Consider the following 16,497-nt stretch of genomic DNA (forward strand, 5'->3'; position numbering starts at 1 on the left):
AGAATCAACAGCCCTGTCGCGCCGCCTGTTGCTGGCGGCGGGCTCCGGGACCGCGCTGGCGGGCATCGTGCCGCTGGGGACGACCGCGTACGCGTCGGGTCGGCGTGACAACACGCCACTGGCGCGGCAGTTGCTCGACCTCGAAAAGGAACGGTCCACCCGGCTGGGGGTGTTCGCCCACGACGTGGCGACGGGCAGGACCGTCCTCCACCGGGCGCACGAACGCTTCCCGATCTGCTCGGTGTTCAAGACGCTCGCCGTCGCGGCCGTGCTGCGGGACCGGGACAGGGACGGTGAGTACCTGTCCCGGCGCGTGCGGTACACCGAGCAGGATGTCGTACGGTCCGGGTACGCACCGGTCACCGGCCTGCCCGCCAACCTCGCCCAGGGCATGACGGTCGAGGCCCTGTGCGCCGCGAGCATCACCCACAGCGACAACACCGCCGCGAACCTCCTGCTCGGAAAGCTCGGCGGACCGGCGTCGGTCACCCTCTTCTGCCGCTCCACCGGGGACACCGTGACCCGGCTCGACCGGTGGGAGCCCGAGCTGAACTCGGCGGAACCGGAGCGGGCGACCGACACCACCGGCCCGTACGCCGTCGGCCGGACCTACGCCCGGCTGATCCTGGGCCACGCCCTCGACCCCGCGGACCGCGAACGGCTGACCGGCTGGCTGCTGGCCAACACCACGGGCGCCGCACGATTGCGCGCGGGCCTCCCCGACGACTGGACCGTCGCCGAGAAGACCGGGACGGGCGACTACGGCACCACGAACGACGTGGGAGTCGCCTGGCCCCCCGGCCGGGGGGCCGTCGTCCTGTCGGTCCTGTCCACCAAGCGAGACCCCGACGCCCCGGCCGACGACCAACTGATCGCCAGAACAGCCGCGTTGGTGACTGGAGCACTTTCCTGACGGTCACCGCGACCGGCGAGCGTCACGTTCCGCGGCGGCGTGCCACCAACGCGGCGGGGACGGGGCGGTGACCTCCGAGGTCGGCTGGTCCGGGTGCAGTCCGAGCCGCCGCAGGTCGGCGGCTCGGACGCGGACGTCGAACCAGCCTCGCCAGTGCCCGTCAGGGCCGGGGCCGCAGGCGAGGTCCACCTGGATCTCGCCCTCGTCGAAGGGCATCCAGTCGATACCGCGGTCGCGCAGTCAAGCGCGCACGGCCGCCACGGGGTGCGGACAGCCCCGCACACTCTCGTAAGCCGCCACGGTGAGCCACTCGGCGCTGCCACCCGATGCGTTCATGGCGTCCATGATGCACGAACCCCGACCGGTCACGAAGAGGCGGCCGGAATGCCGCTCATTCGGCACATGGTTTCCGTGGAGACATTTTTCTTTACTTGCAACTTGCCCCGCCCCGGGCTAATTTTACGCCGCGTCACCCGGGAGACGCCTCTCCCACCCCCACATTCGATCGTCAAGGCTGGTATGCGCAGCATGCTGTTTTTTTGCGAAGAACTCCGAGAAAACGGCGCCCCAACGGCCGCTACGCCACCGCGGCCATCGGCAGCGACGGCCCCCTCAACCCCGGCCACGCTCGGGCCGGCCGCCATCGGGCACCGCCACGACTGGGAGCACGTCGTGGTGTGGGTCAAGGACAACCAGGCCGAGTACGTCTCGGTGTCGCAGCACTCCAGCTACCAGGTGGCCGCCAGGTCGTCCATACGCTTCGACGGGAGCCACCCCAAGATCGTCTACCACAAGGACGGCGCCTCCACCCACGCCTTCCGCTTCGCCGGCAACAACGACGAGCCGGCGGAGAACGCCACCGGCGGCTGGTTCTTCCCGCGCCTCGCCGGCTGGGAAGGCTACCCGCCGGGATTCCGCGACAAGCTCCTGAGTGCGAATTTCGGCTCCGCCTCGATCAAAATCAAGGACGGCGACTTCGACTACGCCCTTGAGCATTCCATGCCGGCCGGAATTCCCTTCAACCCCAACGCCTGACACAAAGGCGGAAATTGTACGTCGTGAGGGTCACGCCCCGGTGGTCGAGCCGGGGCGGACAATCATCAGGATCGTGACCGTCGCCCAGAGCAGATTGAAGACGCCGGTCAGCATCGCCAGCCGGGCGGTCGTCGCGCGCTCGACCGCCACCTGTCCAGAGCCAGTGTCCGTGCCCGTGCCCGTGCCCGCGAGGGTGTCGAGGACGGCCTCCTGGGAGGGCAGGATCAGCAGGCCCAGGACGATCGCGGCCGCCGCCGTGAGCACGATCGAGGTGATCAGCCAGGGGCTGCCCAGGACGTGCATGGAACGGGCCGTCGCGAGCCCGGCCAGCGGCACGGCCAGCCCCACTCCCGCGTAGACGCGGGACACGCGGTGCAGCACCCGTACCGTGGCGAGGTCCTCCCCGGTGTCCGGGGCGGCGGCCGCGCGCCGCGCCGCGGCGGGGAACATACTGGCCGCGACGGTCACGGGACCGATGGCGATGATGGCGACCAGCACATGAACGGTGAGCAGGAACTTGGTCATCGGGAGAACGTCTCTTTCTGTGGTGCGGTCCGTGATCGTCAGGGCCACCGCGCTCACGCTAGGGCCGGCCGGTCACCTCTCTCCATGGGCTGGAACGACAGATGCCAACGGATTCTCGCCACACGTCCGAGCCGGGGTGATGAGGGGGTCGTGAAGAACACCCCAGGTACCAGGCACGGCGGGAACCCGTCTATCGTCTGTTTTGTGCATACGGTTGCGGTGCTGGCCCTGGACCATGTGGTGGCCTTCGACATGGCCGTCCCGATCGACGTCTTCGGGCGCGTCCGCCTGCCCGACAGCCGCCGCCCGTACCGGGTGCGGGTGTGCGGGGTGACCCCGGAGGTGGCGGGCGACGCGTTCTCCCTCAGCGTGCCGTGGGGCCTGGAGGCGCTGGCCGACGCCGACACGATCATCGTGCCGGGCTGCTCCGAGCACGCGGGGCCGCCTCCCGAGGAGGCCTTGGAGGCACTGCGGACGGCGGCCGCGCGGGGCACCCGTATCGCCTCGATCTGTACCGGTACGTTCATCCTCGCCGCCGCCGGACTCCTGGACGGATTGGGCGCCACCACCCACTGGGTCGCCACCGAGGAGTTGGCACGCCTGTACCCGGAGGTGGACGTGCGCCCCGACGTGCTCTACGTCGACAACGGGCAGCTGCTGACCTCGGCCGGGGCGGCGGCCGGGCTCGACCTGTGCCTGCATCTGATCCGCCGCGACCTCGGCTCCGCCGTGGCGGCCGACGCCGCGCGGCTGTCGGTGATGCCGCTGGAACGGGAGGGCGGCCAGGCGCAGTTCATCGTGCACGAGCAGCCGCCGGTGCCACGCGGGTCGGTGCTCGAACCGGTCCTGTCCTGGATCGAGGACAACCTCGGCCACGACCTCACGCTGGACACGATGGCCGCCCGGTGCGGGATGAGCGAGCGGACCTTCAGCCGGCGCTTCCGCGAGCAGACCGGCACCACCCCCCTGCAATGGCTGCTGCGCGCCCGCGTCCGCCGGGCGCAGTACCTGCTGGAGACCACCGGCCACTCCGTCGAACGGGTCGCGGAACAGGCCGGGTTCGGCTCGCCCACCGCGTTCCGCGAGCGGTTCAAGCGGGTCGCGGGCACCACACCGCAGGCCTACCGCGCCTCCTTCCACAGCCCCGTACGGTCATGAGCCCCGTACGGTCATGAGCCGACGGACATGACCTGCGGCGGCAGCCCGACGACGTGGTGGTGGAACCCGCTGGTCGCCCAGGTGGTGCCGTCCGCGGTGACCGCGAAACCCTCCGTCTCCGGCAGGGCCTCCAGCCAGTCGCGGGCCCGCTCGCCCATGGCGTACGCGGCGGTCGCCCGTACATCCGCCGTGGTCAGCCCCGCCGGGCAGACCACCGTGATCGACGCGAGTCCGCCGGCCGGTGCCTCGCCCGTACGGGGGTCGATGATGTGGCAGCCGCGCTCGGCGGGACCCGAGGTGGCCACCCCCAGGTCGTCCCCGGCCTCGACGACCGTGGCGAGCGCGCCCGGCCGCAGCGGGTCGGCGATGCCCACCCGCCAGGGTCCGCCGAGGAGTTGGACGTCACCTCCGCCGTTGAGACAGACCGCGCCCGCGCCGGCCTCGGCGACCGTCCTCGCCGCCCGCTCCACCGCCCACCCCTTCACCAGCCCGGTCGGATCGAGCCCGCCCGCGTAGCCGGTCGTGAACCATCCCCCGCTCTCCCGCGCGGCCGCCGCGCACAGGGCCAGCACCTCGGGGACGTCGGGGTCGCAGTCGGCCTCCGTCAGCTCGCCCCGGGCGAGACGGGTGATCTCGCTGTCCTGACGGTACGTCGAGAAGATCTCGTCGGCGCGGTGGAGCGAGGCGACGGCGGCGCGCAGCCCCGCGCGGACCCGGGCCCCGTCGCGCACGCCCCGGACGTCGAACGAGAAGACCGTCCCCATCGACTCCTCGACGTGGCGCAGGCGTTCGCTTTCGGCGGCCATCAGACCCCGGCCTTGTCGAGGGCGCTCTGGAGCGAGTCCTGGTAGCCCTTGCTGGTGTAACTGGCGCCCGAGACGGCGTCGATCCCCGCGCTCTGCGCCGCGACGGCGGCCTGGTTGAGCTGGGGGACGGCGTTGGCGGTGACCGACTTGCTCTGCGCGTCGGAACCGGGCGCCTGGACGGCCGCCGCCTTGACGATCTTCGTGCCGCTGAGGGTCAACTGCACCTGGACGGGCCCGTACTGGGTGTCGACCGCGTCACCGAGCACCGTCCGCACGCGCGGCGGCGCGGGCCGGGCCGGGGCCTTCGGAGCCGGTACGCCGGCGTCCTGGCCATCCGCGTCCTCGGCACCGGCGTCCCGGGCGCCCGCCGAAGGAGCACCGGCGGCCGGGGCGTCGGCGGCGGAGTCACCGGCCGAGGGGGCGTCGCCCGCCGCCTGCGGTGCCCCGGCCGGGGGCGCGGCCACGCCGCCCGGCGGCACGGTCGCCACCGCCACCGACGATCCGCCGGGCTGCTTCAGCGCGAGCAGCAGGACAACGCCCGACGCGGTCGCGGCGACACCGATCATGATCCGCCGCAGCGGATGTCTCCTCTTCACGGGGTGTGCCTCACATCTCGAAGGATTCGTGGTGGATGCGGCGGGCGGGCACGCCCGCCGCGCGCAGGGCCTCGTAGGACTGGCGGGCCAGCCCGGTGGGACCGCAGACGTAGACGTCGTGGTCGTCGATGTCCGGCAGCAGTTCGCGCAGCCGCTGCGGTGTGATCTCCGGTCTGACGCCGTCGGGTCCGTTGACGGCGTACAGGAGTCGCGCGCCGCGTGCGGACGCGATCCGCCGCAACTCGCCCCAGAGCGCGAGGTCTTCGGTCTTGCTGGCCCGGTAGAGCAGGGTCAGGTCGCCGGGTTCGCCGGGCAGCGTCTCGAACAGCGCCCGCATCGGGGTGATCCCGGCGCCGCCCGCGATCATCAGCACTTTCTCCTGGCTGCGCCGGGCCGCCGTCATCGCCCCGTACGGACCCTCCGCCCAGACCCGGGTGCCGGGCCGCAGCCCGGCCACGGCCTCGCTGTGCTCGCCGTTCGCCTTGACGGTGATGCGCAGCAGGTCGGGGCGCGGGGGTGCGGACAGGGAGTACGGGTTGGAGCTCCAGCGCAGTCCGTCCGTGAGGAACCGCCAGCGGAAGAACTGTCCCGGCTGGGCGCCGAGCCGGTGCAGCCGGCGCCCGGTGATCAGGACGGAGACGACGCCGGGTGATTCGTAGACGGTCTTCTCGACCCGCATGCGGTGGCGCCGGTTGAGCCGGATCGGTGCCAGGACGCGGTACCAGAGCAGCAGGACCCCGGCCGCGCCGTAGAGCGCGTACCAGGCGGTGCGGGCCATCGGGTTCGCCACGAACTCGGCTCCGGCGGCCAGTTGGTGCCAGAAGGTCAGGTAGACCGCGACATAGGTGAGGAGGTGCAGGTAGTACCAGGTCTCGTAGCGCATCCTGCGCCGTACAGCCCGCGCCGAGACGAAGCCGATCAGCAGGAGGATCGCGGTGCCGATGGTCGCCTCGATCATGCGCGGGAAGTCGACGACGAGGATGACGGTCTGTTCCACGAAGCCGGTGTTGGCCTGGACGGAGTATCCGCCGATGGTCAGCAGGAGGTGGGCGAGGACCAGGCTGACCGCGTACCGGCCGCTCATCGCGTGCCAGCGGGTCACGCGGTCGGAGCCCACCCGCCGTTCCAGCGCGGGGACCCGGGCCATCAGCAGGATGACGATCGCGATCGTGTAGCCGCCGAGGAGTCCGGTGAGGCGGCCCCCTCCGATCAGCCACTCGGCCATGTCCACATGGACGACCGGGGTGTTCTGCCACCACAGCGCCATGACGGCCACGGCGCCGGCCCAGCACGCCACCAACAGGGTTCGCGCGCCCGACCGTTGAGGGCGTATCGCGCGCATGGTCTGCCGTCGCGCGGCCCGGCCGTTGTGCATCATCGCCAAGGGAATGCTCCTCGATTCGCCCACGTGCCAGCCCATACGGATTTCGGCGGCGGCGAGTTCAATCGGAGAGCGGCCCGGAGCGGGGACTTCGCACTTCGGTGGTTCCTCCCGGACCACCTGTACGGATTTACGGCCGTACGTCCCCACCCGGGCGGCGCGCCCCGGCGTCCAGCAACTTTCCGAGGAGGGAGGACAGTTGGTCGCGCTCCGCGGCGGTGAGGCCGTCGAACGCCTCGTCCAGGAACGCGGGGGTCGCCTCCTCGGCCCGGGCGAGGAGCGCCCGGCCCGAGTCGGTGAGGGTGACGGCGTAGGCGCGCCGGTCGCCGGGGGCCGGTTCACGGCGTACGTGCCCGGCGCGCTCCAGGCTGTCGCAGATGCCGACCATCACGGAGCGGTCGATGCGCAGCTCCTCACCGAGGAGCCGCTGCGAGCTGGGGCCGACGGCCGCGAGCATCTTCAGCACCAGGTGCTGACCGACCCCGGTTCCCAGCTCGGCCGCGCGGGTGTCCGCGGCCCGCGCGACGGCCGCCGACGCCCGGCACAGCGCGATGTCGAGACGTTCCGCCGCGAGCTGCGGGAAGTAGGCCGCGCCGCGCCGGCTCGTGGGGATCCTGGCCGTCATGGGGCCTCCTTCGTCTCGCCACGACCGTACCAGAATCATCTTCGCCAAGATTGTTTGACCGCAAACAGAAGCTCATCGTACGCTCGCCAATAATCTGTCCGCAGACTATCTGCGTATGCCCACCCGCCAGGAGAGCCCCATGACCCCGAGGACAGCACCGTGACCCTGCCCCTGACCCCGGACGAGCTGCTGTCCACGACCCGGGCGGTACGCAAACGCCTCGACCTGACCCGCCCTGTCCCCCGCGCCCTGATCGAGGAGTGCGTGGACCTGGCCACGCAGGCGCCGACCGGGCGCAACCGGCAGCGCTGGCACTTCCTCGTCGTCACCGAGCCGGCCCTCAGGGGGGCGGTGGCCGACGTCTACCGCCGGGTGGTGACGACCGGGGGCGGTCAGGGACCCACCGAGCGGGACATGCGGCGCATGTACGCCCACCCGGGCTCCATGGAACGTATCTCCGACGGCTTCCGGCACCTGTACGAGAACATCGACCGCGTGCCCGCCTTTGTCATCCCCGCCGTCGAGGGGCGTACGGACGGGGCCTCCGCGCTCGATCAGTCCATGACCTGGGGGTCGATCCTGCCTGCGGTGTGGAGTTTCATGCTCGCCGCCCGCGCCCGCGGGCTGGGGACGGTGTGGACCACGGCCCAGGGCCCCCTCGAACGCGAGCTGGCCGGCGTCCTGGGTGTGCCGTACGACGAGGTCATGCTCGCCGCGTTCCTGCCGCTCGCCTTCACCGTCGGCACGGACTTCAGGCCCGCCCGCCGGATCCCTCGCGAGGAAGTCCTCCACTGGGAAGGGTGGTAGCGGGAAGGGGCGCAGCCCGGGCTCGGCGTCCGCGTCCCCCACTCCGGACAGCGGAAAGCCCCGGACTCGGAGAACGAGTCCGGGGCTTTCCCATGGAGCGCTGGGCAGGCCTTGCACCTGCATTTCCCCGCAGGAAGCGGGGCGTCTTTCCTTGGACCACCAACGCGAGGCCCTGCCACCGGATTTCCGGCCGCGAGCACATGATCAATATTAGCGTACGAATCGAGTGCGCCGTGCCACGGCCGCACGGGCCGCTGGATACAGAACGGCGGACACGGGACACCGAGAAGGCCCGCCACCGGCGGTTCCGGAGTTGATGGCGGGACGTCGAAGCAGCACCCTGGGCGTATGGACCATGCCGGCGCCGCTGCGATCATCGATCCCCAGGGCACCTTGACCGGGTGGAGCGAGGGAGCGCGGCTGCTCACGGGCCACACCGCCGAGGAGGCCGTGGGACGCCCCGCCCGGGAACTGCTCGCCGAGGACGCCCCGGCCGCCGCGGTGGCCGCGCTGGCCGGCCAGGTCGTGCTCCGCCACCGGGACGGTCACCCTCTGCGGCTGGCCCTCACCGCGTCCCCCGTGACGGACGCCGCCGGGGAGCCGCTGGGATACCTTGTCGGGGCCACGCCGACCGGCGCCCCCGAGTCCTCGCCGGCCGCGCGCGCCTTCCAGCAGGCTTCGGTCGCGATGTGTGTGTTCGACATGGACCAGCGGTTCCTCCTGGCGAACGGCAAGGCCTGCGAGATGCTGGGCGTCCCCGAGAGCGAGGTGCTGGGGCGCCTCTCCTCGGACGCCGTGCCGGTCGACGGGGGCGGCAGGGCGCTGCGGGACAACCTCGTCAAGGTCACTCGTACCGGAGTCTCCCTCCGTTACGATGTCGACGCCCCCGCGCCGTCCGACGGCCTGGACCGCGCCTGGAGCATCGACTTGTGGCCGGTCCTGGACCCGGCCGGTGACGTGTCGGCGGTGGCCATGGTGGCGTTCGACCGCACCGAGCAGCGCGGACTGCGCCGTCGGCTGGCCCTGCTGAACGAGGCGGCGACCCGGATCGGCACCACCCTGGACGTGGTCCGCACCGCCGAGGAGCTGACCGCGCTGGTGGTGCCCCGCTTCGCGGACTTCGCCAGCGTCGACCTGCTCGACTGGGTGCTGGGGCCGGGCGAACCGTCGGCCCCGACGGCAGAAGGCGTCCCACTGCGCCGTGCCGCGTACACCTCCCGTCTGAAGGAGGCGCCCCCGCCGGGCCTCAAACTGGGTGCGACAAGCGTCCATCCGTCCTTCTCCCCGACGGCCAGGGCGCTCGCGGAGGGACGGGGGATGCTGGTGAACGCGGGGGATCCGGGCTTCGTACGGTGGATGGAGTACAACAACCGGCGTCATCCGGCCGGGCGCGCCCTCCGCGACAGGATCCGCTCCCTCCTGGTCGTGCCCCTGCGGGCCCGTGGCACGACGCTGGGCGTCGCGATCTTCTCCCGCCTCGCCCACCCGGACGCGTACACCGCCGACGACATGGACCTGGCGGAGGAGCTGGCGAGCCGGGCGGCGGTGTGTGTGGACAACGCCCGCCGCTACACCCGCGAGCGCTCGACCGCGCTGACCCTCCAGCAGAGCCTGCTCCCCAAGGCCTCCGGCGGTCAGGCGGCGGTCACGGTCGCGCACCGCTATCTCCCCTCCCGGTCGGCGGCCGGCATCGGCGGCGACTGGTTCGACGTCATCCCGCTCTCCGGCAGCCGCGTCGCCCTCGTCGTCGGTGACGTCGTGGGCCACGGCATCCAGTCCTCGGCCACCATGGGACGCCTGCGCACCGCCGTACGGACCCTCGCGGACGTCGATCTGCCGCCGGACGAACTGCTCACCCACCTCGACGACCTCGTCACCCACCTGGCCGCCGACGAACACAGCGCCGAGATCGCCGAACTCGGCGCGACGTGCCTGTACGCCGTCTACGACCCCGTCGCCCGCCGTCTGACCCTGGCCTCGGCCGGGCATCCACCACCCGTTCTCGTACGGCCCGGCCGCGCCGGCCGCCTCGTCCAGGTCGCGACGGGGCCGCCCCTCGGCATCGGCGGCCTGCCCTTCGAGTCGACCGAGCTCCTCCTCCCCGAGGACTCGGTCCTCGCCCTGTACACGAACGGGCTCATCGAGGGCCCCGACCGTGACCTCGACGACGCGACCGCCCAGCTGAGCGCGGCGCTGTCGGCCCCCGCCGCCGACCTCGACACCCTCTGCGACACGGTCCTGCGCGAGGTCCTGCCCGAGCAGCCCGGCGACGACGTGGTCCTGCTCCTCGCCAGGACCCAGGTACTCGGCACCGAACGGGTCGCCACCTGGGAGATCCCCGCCGACCCCGCCAGCGTGGCCACCGCCCGCCAGGCCGCGACGGACCAGCTGGCCGCGTGGGACCTGACGGCGGTCTCCTTCATCACCGAACTGGTCGTCAGCGAACTGGTCACCAACGCCATCCGCTACGGCGACCCCCCCATCCGGCTCCGCCTCATCCGGGACCACGCCCTCATCTGCGAGGTGTCCGACGCCAGTTCCACCTCGCCCCACCTGCGGCGCGCCCACGCCTACGACGAGGGTGGGCGCGGGCTGCTGCTCGTCGCGCAGCTGACGCGGCGCTGGGGCAGCCGGCAGACGGGTGGCGGCAAGACCATCTGGGCGGAGCAGACCCTGCCGCCCGACTGACCGGGTCACCCACCCGTCCGCCGGACGGCCTCACGCCACCGCTCTCAGGACCGTCAGCGGCCGAGCGGTTGCGTCGAGCCGCGTACCACCAGTTCCGGCTGGAGCACCACGGACCGGTGTGTGTGGTGCTCCCGGTCCGGTTCGGTCTCGTCCAGCAGCATCTCCGCCGCCGTACGGCCCATCCGCTCGGCCGGCTGCCGTACGGAGGTGAGCGGGACCACGGCCGCCGCCGCGAACTCGATGTCGTCGTATCCCACGATCGAGATGTCACCGGGGACGTTCACACCGGCCCCGTACATCGCCTGGAGCACCCCCAGCGCCAGCAGGTCGTTGGCGCAGAACACGGCGGTCTGCCGCACGGCGAGCCCCAGCAGCCGCGCCCCCGCGTCGATCCCCGACGCCACGTCGAGCCGGGCCGTCTCCAGATGGCCCAGGGCGTCGTCGGGGAGGCCCGCCTCGCGCAGGGCGGCCAGGGCGCCGGTGCGGCGGTCCCGGCACTGCGGGAGGTCCATGGGTCCGCTGACGTACGTCACCGAGCGGTGTCCCGCCGCCAGCAGGTGGCGGACGGCGAGCGCCCCGCCGGTCACGTCGTCGACCGAGACGGAACAGCCGTCCGCCGTGGGCACGGCACGGTCGACGTGCACGAAGGGGATGTTCTGGCGGGCGAACTCACGCACGTTGCGCCCGGTGGCGTCGGCCGGTGTCAACAGCACCCCGCGCACCCGCTGCTCGGCGAAGAGCGACAGGTACTCCGCCTCCTCGGAGGCGCTGCCCGCGCTGTTGCAGAGCATCACCCCGAGCCCCGCCTCGCGCGCGGCGCGCTCCGCGCCCCTGGCCATGGCGACGAAGAAGGGGTTGGTCATGTCGAGCACCAGAATCGCCAGTATCCGGCTGGTGCCGACCCTGAGCTGCCGGGCGGACTCGCTGCGGACGAAGCCGAGTTCGTCGATGACGGCCCGTACCCGTACACGCGTCGGCTCCGACACCTTCTCGGGGCGGTTGAGGACGTTCGACACCGTACCGACCGAGACTCCGGCCCGCCGGGCCACGTCCTTGATACCTACGGTCTGGGCCACGTGTCCTGTCCTGGGTGTCTCGTCGGAACCTCGGCGGGGCCTCGCATCCTATGTCGAGGGGATGTGCGGCGCCGTGGCGAGGAAGCGCCGTGCGGCGTGCTCCCAGTCCGCCCGGTCGCCGGACGGCTCGTACCGGCGCAGATCCAGGGTGCCGCGCAGCAGGGCGCGCAGGTCGGTGAGGTCGCCCCGTACGGCACCGGCGGCACGGGCCTGTACGAGTACGTTGCCGAGGGCGGCGGCCTCCGCCGGGCCCGCGACGACGGGCAGTCCGCAGGCGTCCGCGGTGAGTTGGCACAGCAGTGTGTTGTGCGCACCGCCGCCGACGAGGTGCGCCGTGTCCACCGTACGGCCCGAGAGCCGCTGGGCGTCGTCGAGGGCGCGCCGGTGGGCGTAGGCCAGGGAGTCGAGCACACAGCGGGTGGTCTCGGCCGGGGTCAGGGGCGCCGGCGCGCCCGCGCGGCGGCAGGCGTCGGCGATACGGCGGGGCATGTCACCGGGGGCGAGGAAGGCCGGGTCGCCGGCGTCCACGAGCGTGCGCAGGCCGGGCACGTCGGCCGCCTCGCCCAGGAGCCGGTCCAACCGTTGCGGCATTCCCCGCGCCTCCCACGTACGGAGACACTCCTGGAGCAGCCACAACCCCATGATGTTGCGGAGGTGGCGCACCGTACCGTCGACGCCCAACTCGTTGGTGAAGTTGGCCTGCCGGCTCTCCTCGGTGAGCACCGGGGCGCGCAGTTCCAGGCCCGCGAGCGACCAGGTGCCGGTGGCGAGATAGGCGAATCGTTCGCCGGACGCGGGGACGGCGACGACGGCGGAGGCCGTGTCGTGCGAGCCGACGGCGGTCACCGGCACGGGCCCCGCCAGACCGGTCTCGGCCAGGACGTGGGGCAGCAACTCCCCGGCCGGGTCTCCGGGTTCGCGCAGGGGGGCGAAGAGCGTCAGGTCGATCCCGGCCGCGTCGGCGACCCGGCGGGACCAGTCCCGGGTGCGGGGGTCGACGAGCTGGGTGGTGGAGGCGTTGGTGAGTTCGGTGCCGGCCAGGCCGGTGAGCCAGTAGGCGATGAGGTCGGGGATCAGGAGCAGCCGGTGCGCGGCTTCGAGTGCGGAACTGCCACGGGCGGCGGTGAGTTGGTAGAGGGTGTTGAACGGCAGGTGTTGGAGGCCGGTGGCTCCGTACAGGTCACGGGGCGGGAGTACGGCCGCGAGCTTCGCCGCCTCACCTTCCGTACGGGAGTCGCGGTAGTGGACGGGATTGCCGAGCAGCGCGCCCGAAGCGTCGAGGAGCCCGTAGTCGACGGCCCACGAGTCGATGCCGACACTCGCGAGCGGGCCCGGTGTCCGCGCGCCGACGGACCGGAGCCCGTCCAGCACACCGCCGTACAGGGACAGGATGTCCCAGTGCAGTGTGTTCCCCGTCCGCACCGGGCGGTTGGGGAAGCGGTGGGTCTCCTGGAGGCGCAGGGTGCCCGCGCCGTGGTCGGAGACCTGGGCGGCCATGACCCGGCCGCTGGAGGCGCCGAGGTCGACGGCCGCGAAGGTGGGCGGTTCGGGTACGGGCACGGGCCGGCCTCTCCTGGTACGTCAGCGCAGGAAGGCCGCCGCGACCCCGGCGTCGACCGGGATGTGCAGCCCCGTGGTGTGGCTCAGGTCGCCGCCGGTCAGGGCGAAGACCGCGTTGGCCACGTGCTCGGGCAGGACTTCGCGTTTGAGCAGTGTGCGCTGGGCGTAGAACTCGCCGAGCTTGTCCTCCTCCACGCCGTAGACCGCGGCGCGTTGGGCGCCCCAGCCGCCCGCGAAGATGCCGGAACCGCGCACGACCCCGTCGGGGTTGACGCCGTTGACGCGGATGCCAAGACCGCCCAGTTCGGCGGCGAGCAGCCGGACCTGGTGGGCCTGGTCGGCCTTGGTCGCGGAGTAGGCGATGTTGTTGGGTCCCGCGAACACCGCGTTCTTGGAGGTGATGTAGACGATGTCACCGCCGAGACCCTGGTCCGTCATCATCCGCGCTGCCTCGCGGGAGACGAGGAAGGAGCCGCGGGCCATGACGGTGTGCTGGATGTCCCAGTCCCCGGCGGTGGTCTCCAGCAGTGGTTTGGAGAGGGAGATGCCGGCGTTGTTGACGACCAGGTCCACTCCGCCGAAGGCGAGCGCGGCGGCGGCGAAGGCCGCCTTGATCTGCTCCTCGTCGGTGACGTCGACCGTGACGGCGACGGCCTTGTCGGCGCCGCCCAACTCCTCCGCGACCGTGACGGCGCCCTCCGCGTCGATGTCGGCGACCACCACACAGGCCCCTTCCGCGACCAGCCGGTGGGCGATGGCCCGGCCGATCCCCGACCCCGCGCCGGTGACCAGGGCGACCCGGGTGGCCAGCGGCTTCGGCGGGGGCATCCGGCGCAGCTTGGCCTCCTCCAACTCCCAGTATTCGATGCGGAACTTCTCGGACTCCTCGATGGGCGTGTACGAGGACACGGACTCGGCGCCGCGCATCACGTTGATGGCGTTGACGTAGAACTCCCCGGCGACCCGGGCGGTCTGCTTGTCCTTCCCGAAGGAGAACATGCCGACGCCGGGCACCAGGACGATCGCCGGGTCGGCGCCGCGCAGGGGCGGCGAGTCCGGGGTGGCGTGCCGTTCGTAGTACGCCCGGTACTCCTCGCGGTAGGCGGTGTGCAGGGTGGTCAGCCGCTCCTTGACCTGTTCCAGCGGTGTCGCGGCGGGGAGGTCGAGGACGAGCGGGCGGATCTTGGTCCGCAGGAAGTGGTCCGGGCAGGAGGTGCCCAGGGCCGCGAGCCGAGGGTGTCCGGCGCGGGCGAGGAATTCGAGGACGGTGTCCGTGGCCGTGTAGTGGGCGACCTGCGGCCGGTCGGTGGAGGCCAGTCCGCGCAGGTACGGGGCGAGTTCCGCCGCCCGCGCGCGCCGCGCCTCCTCATGCAGCGGCCCGTATCCCTCCTGTAGGGGTCCGAAGGGCTCGGGCGTGCCCTGCGCGTCGAGGAAGGCCTCGGCGGTACGGATGAGGTGGAGGGAGTTGTTCTCGCACTCCTCCGAGGTGTCGCCCCAGGCCGTGATGCCGTGGCCGCCGAGGATGCAGCCGATCGCCTGCGGGTTGGCCTCCTTGACCGCGGCGATGTCGAGGCCGAGCTGGAAGCCGGGGCGCCGCCAGGGGACCCAGACGACGGTGTCGCCGAAACACGCTGCGGTCAGCTTCTCGCCGTCGGCCGCGCAGGCGAGGGCGATCCCGGAGTCCGGGTGGAGGTGGTCCACGTGTGCGGCGCCGACCAGTCCGTGTATCGCGGTGTCGATGGACGGGGCGGCCCCGCCCTTGCCGTACAGGCAGTGGTCGAAGGCGGCGACCATCTCGTCCTCGCGCTCCACCCCCGGGTAGGCGCCGGCCAGTTGGCGCAGGCGGTCGACCCGCAGCGCGGCGAGTCCCCCGGCGGTGAGGGTGCCCAGGTCGCCGCCGGACCCCTTGACCCACATCAGCTCGACGGCGTCGCCCGTCACGGGATCGGGGGCGGAGCCCTTGGCCGAGGTGTTGCCGCCCGCGTAGTTGGTGTTCCTGGGGTCCGCACCGAGCCGGTGCGAGCGGGCGATCAACTCGGCTGCCACGGGGTGAAGTTGAGGCTGGTCGGTCATCATGTCCCTCTGTGGGTGGGCCACTGCGGTGTACGGGGGTCGGGTGCGGCCGGGGTGGTCAGGCGCCCCAGCCGGCCGCCGTGCCGCCGACCCGCTCGGCGACGATCTTCTCTCCGTACCCGGACGCGTGGTAGGCGGCCACCGGGTCGGCGTCCGCGCCCAGTTCCGCGCGTACCTCGGCCACCAGCGGCCGTACGTCGGTGTTGAAGGCGTCCATGACCACGGCGTTCGCGGCCAGGACGTCACCGGCGCGCTGGGCCGCCGCCAGGGCCTCCGCGTCCACCAACAGCGCCTTGGCGGTGGCTTCCTGAACGTTCATCACCGAGCGGATGACCGCCGGGATCTTCTCCTCGATGTTGTGGCACTGGTCGAGCATGAACGCCGTGTCCGGGGTGAATCCGCCGCCGCGGATGACCTCGTACATGATCCGGAACAGCTGGAAGGGGTCGGCCGCCCCGGCCATCAGGTCGTCGTCCGCGTAGAAGCGGGAGTTGAAGTCGAAGCCGCCGAGCTTCTTCTCCCGCAGGAGGACGGCGACGATGAACTCGATGTTGGTGCCCGGCGCGTGGTGACCGGTGTCGACCACCACCTGCGCCCGGGGCCCCAGCCGCAGGCAGTGGGCGTACGCGGTGCCCCAGTCGGGGACGTCCATCGTGTAGAAGGAGGGCTCGAACAGCTTGTACTCCAGCAGCATCCGCTGGTGGCCGCCGAGCCGTTCGTACACCGCCGCCAGGGCCTCGGCGAGGCGCCCTTGGCGCGCCGAGATGTCGTCCTGGCCCGGGTAGTTGGTGCCGTCGGAGAACCAGAGCTTGAGGTCGCGCGAGCCGGTGGCGTCCATGACGTCCACGCACTCCAGCAGGTGCGCCAGCGCCTTGCGGCGCACCGCCGGGTCCGGGTGGGTGACGGATCCCAGCTTGTAGTCGTCGTCCTGGAAGACGTTCGAGTTGATCACGCCGATCCGGACGCCCAGGTCCCGCGCGTGCGCGCCGAGCGCCACGTAGTCGTCCACCCGGTCCCACGGGATGTGCAGCGCCACCGTCGGGGCCACGCCCGTGTGCGCGTGCACCCGGGCGGCGTCCGCGAGCTTCTCCCGCGGCGTACGCGGCACCCCCTTCTGCGCGAACACCTTGAACCGCGTGCCGGAGTTCCCGAAAGCCCAGGACGGCGTCTCGACGGCCTGCGACTTCAACGCCGCCTTCGCGGCGGACACGGCGGATCGACCCGTCATCTCTCAGCGCTCCCGTGGTGCGGACA

At 72.1% G+C, this 16,497-nt stretch carries 14 protein-coding genes and 1 pseudogene; 5 read left to right on the top strand and 10 right to left on the bottom strand.

From position 1 onward, the window contains the following. Positions 1–13: 13 nt before the first annotated feature. Positions 14–913, top strand: coding sequence for a class A beta-lactamase (gene bla, locus OG349_RS02120; RefSeq protein ID WP_442806357.1), 900 nt, complete (start codon positions 14–16; stop codon positions 911–913). Positions 914–916: 3 nt separating this feature from the next. Here the strand turns inward: bla and OG349_RS02125 are convergent, their stop codons facing one another. Further along, the gene (locus OG349_RS02125) at positions 917–1,129 is read right to left on the bottom strand and encodes a hypothetical protein (protein ID WP_327232925.1); all 213 of its coding nucleotides are present in this window, start codon (positions 1,127–1,129) and stop codon (positions 917–919) included. Between the two features lie 405 nt (positions 1,130–1,534). Here OG349_RS02125 and OG349_RS02130 point away from each other — a divergent pair. Further along, positions 1,535–1,948: pseudogene (locus OG349_RS02130) on the top strand (NPP1 family protein); the annotation flags it as partial. A gap of 30 nt (positions 1,949–1,978) precedes the next feature. Here OG349_RS02130 and OG349_RS02135 read toward each other — a convergent pair. Beyond that, the gene (locus tag OG349_RS02135) at positions 1,979–2,473 is read right to left on the bottom strand and encodes a hypothetical protein (protein WP_327232926.1); all 495 of its coding nucleotides are present in this window, start codon (positions 2,471–2,473) and stop codon (positions 1,979–1,981) included. A gap of 204 nt (positions 2,474–2,677) precedes the next feature. Here OG349_RS02135 and OG349_RS02140 point away from each other — a divergent pair, with 204 nt between their 5' ends. Beyond that, complete coding sequence (locus OG349_RS02140; RefSeq protein ID WP_327232927.1) at positions 2,678–3,631, top strand: GlxA family transcriptional regulator; 954 nt, start codon at positions 2,678–2,680, stop codon at positions 3,629–3,631. Positions 3,632–3,642: 11 nt separating this feature from the next. Here the strand turns inward: OG349_RS02140 and OG349_RS02145 are convergent, their stop codons facing one another. From OG349_RS02145 to OG349_RS02160, 4 genes are all read right to left on the bottom strand, one after another. Next, positions 3,643–4,437, bottom strand: coding sequence for an FAD:protein FMN transferase (locus OG349_RS02145; protein WP_327232928.1), 795 nt, complete (start codon positions 4,435–4,437; stop codon positions 3,643–3,645). After that, complete coding sequence (locus tag OG349_RS02150; protein ID WP_327232929.1) at positions 4,437–5,033, bottom strand: FMN-binding protein; 597 nt, start codon at positions 5,031–5,033, stop codon at positions 4,437–4,439. Before OG349_RS02150 ends, OG349_RS02145 begins: the two co-directional genes overlap by 1 nt. A 10-nt stretch (positions 5,034–5,043) precedes the next feature. Continuing rightward, complete coding sequence (locus OG349_RS02155; RefSeq protein WP_327238410.1) at positions 5,044–6,411, bottom strand: ferredoxin reductase family protein; 1,368 nt, start codon at positions 6,409–6,411, stop codon at positions 5,044–5,046. A 133-nt stretch (positions 6,412–6,544) separates the two neighbouring features. After that, entirely contained in the window at positions 6,545–7,039 is a 495-nt protein-coding gene (locus OG349_RS02160) for a MarR family winged helix-turn-helix transcriptional regulator (RefSeq protein ID WP_327232930.1), read from the bottom strand. Between the two features lie 159 nt (positions 7,040–7,198). Here OG349_RS02160 and OG349_RS02165 point away from each other — a divergent pair, with 159 nt between their 5' ends. Both OG349_RS02165 and OG349_RS02170 read left to right on the top strand, forming a co-directional pair. Then, entirely contained in the window at positions 7,199–7,846 is a 648-nt protein-coding gene (locus OG349_RS02165; RefSeq protein ID WP_327232931.1) for a nitroreductase family protein, read from the top strand. A 348-nt stretch (positions 7,847–8,194) separates the two neighbouring features. Beyond that, on the top strand, positions 8,195–10,534 hold the full coding sequence (locus OG349_RS02170; RefSeq protein WP_327232932.1) for a SpoIIE family protein phosphatase: 2,340 nt from the start codon (positions 8,195–8,197) through the stop codon (positions 10,532–10,534). Between the two features lie 53 nt (positions 10,535–10,587). Here the strand turns inward: OG349_RS02170 and OG349_RS02175 are convergent, their stop codons facing one another. The 4 genes from OG349_RS02175 to rhaI are packed head-to-tail and all read right to left on the bottom strand — an operon-like array spanning position 10,588 to position 16,471. Then, positions 10,588–11,610, bottom strand: coding sequence for a LacI family DNA-binding transcriptional regulator (locus tag OG349_RS02175; protein WP_327232933.1), 1,023 nt, complete (start codon positions 11,608–11,610; stop codon positions 10,588–10,590). Positions 11,611–11,658: 48 nt separating this feature from the next. Next, on the bottom strand, positions 11,659–13,170 hold the full coding sequence (locus tag OG349_RS02180) for a rhamnulokinase (RefSeq protein WP_327232934.1): 1,512 nt from the start codon (positions 13,168–13,170) through the stop codon (positions 11,659–11,661). A gap of 21 nt (positions 13,171–13,191) precedes the next feature. Beyond that, a complete protein-coding gene (locus OG349_RS02185; protein WP_327238411.1) occupies positions 13,192–15,243 on the bottom strand; it encodes a bifunctional aldolase/short-chain dehydrogenase in 2,052 nt (683 codons plus the stop codon). Positions 15,244–15,301: 58 nt separating this feature from the next. Further along, the gene (gene rhaI / locus OG349_RS02190; RefSeq protein WP_327232935.1) at positions 15,302–16,471 is read right to left on the bottom strand and encodes an L-rhamnose isomerase; all 1,170 of its coding nucleotides are present in this window, start codon (positions 16,469–16,471) and stop codon (positions 15,302–15,304) included. Positions 16,472–16,497: the final 26 nt, after the last annotated feature.

This window comes from Streptomyces sp. NBC_01317 (assembly GCF_035961655.1).
GTDB lineage: Bacteria > Actinomycetota > Actinomycetes > Streptomycetales > Streptomycetaceae > Streptomyces.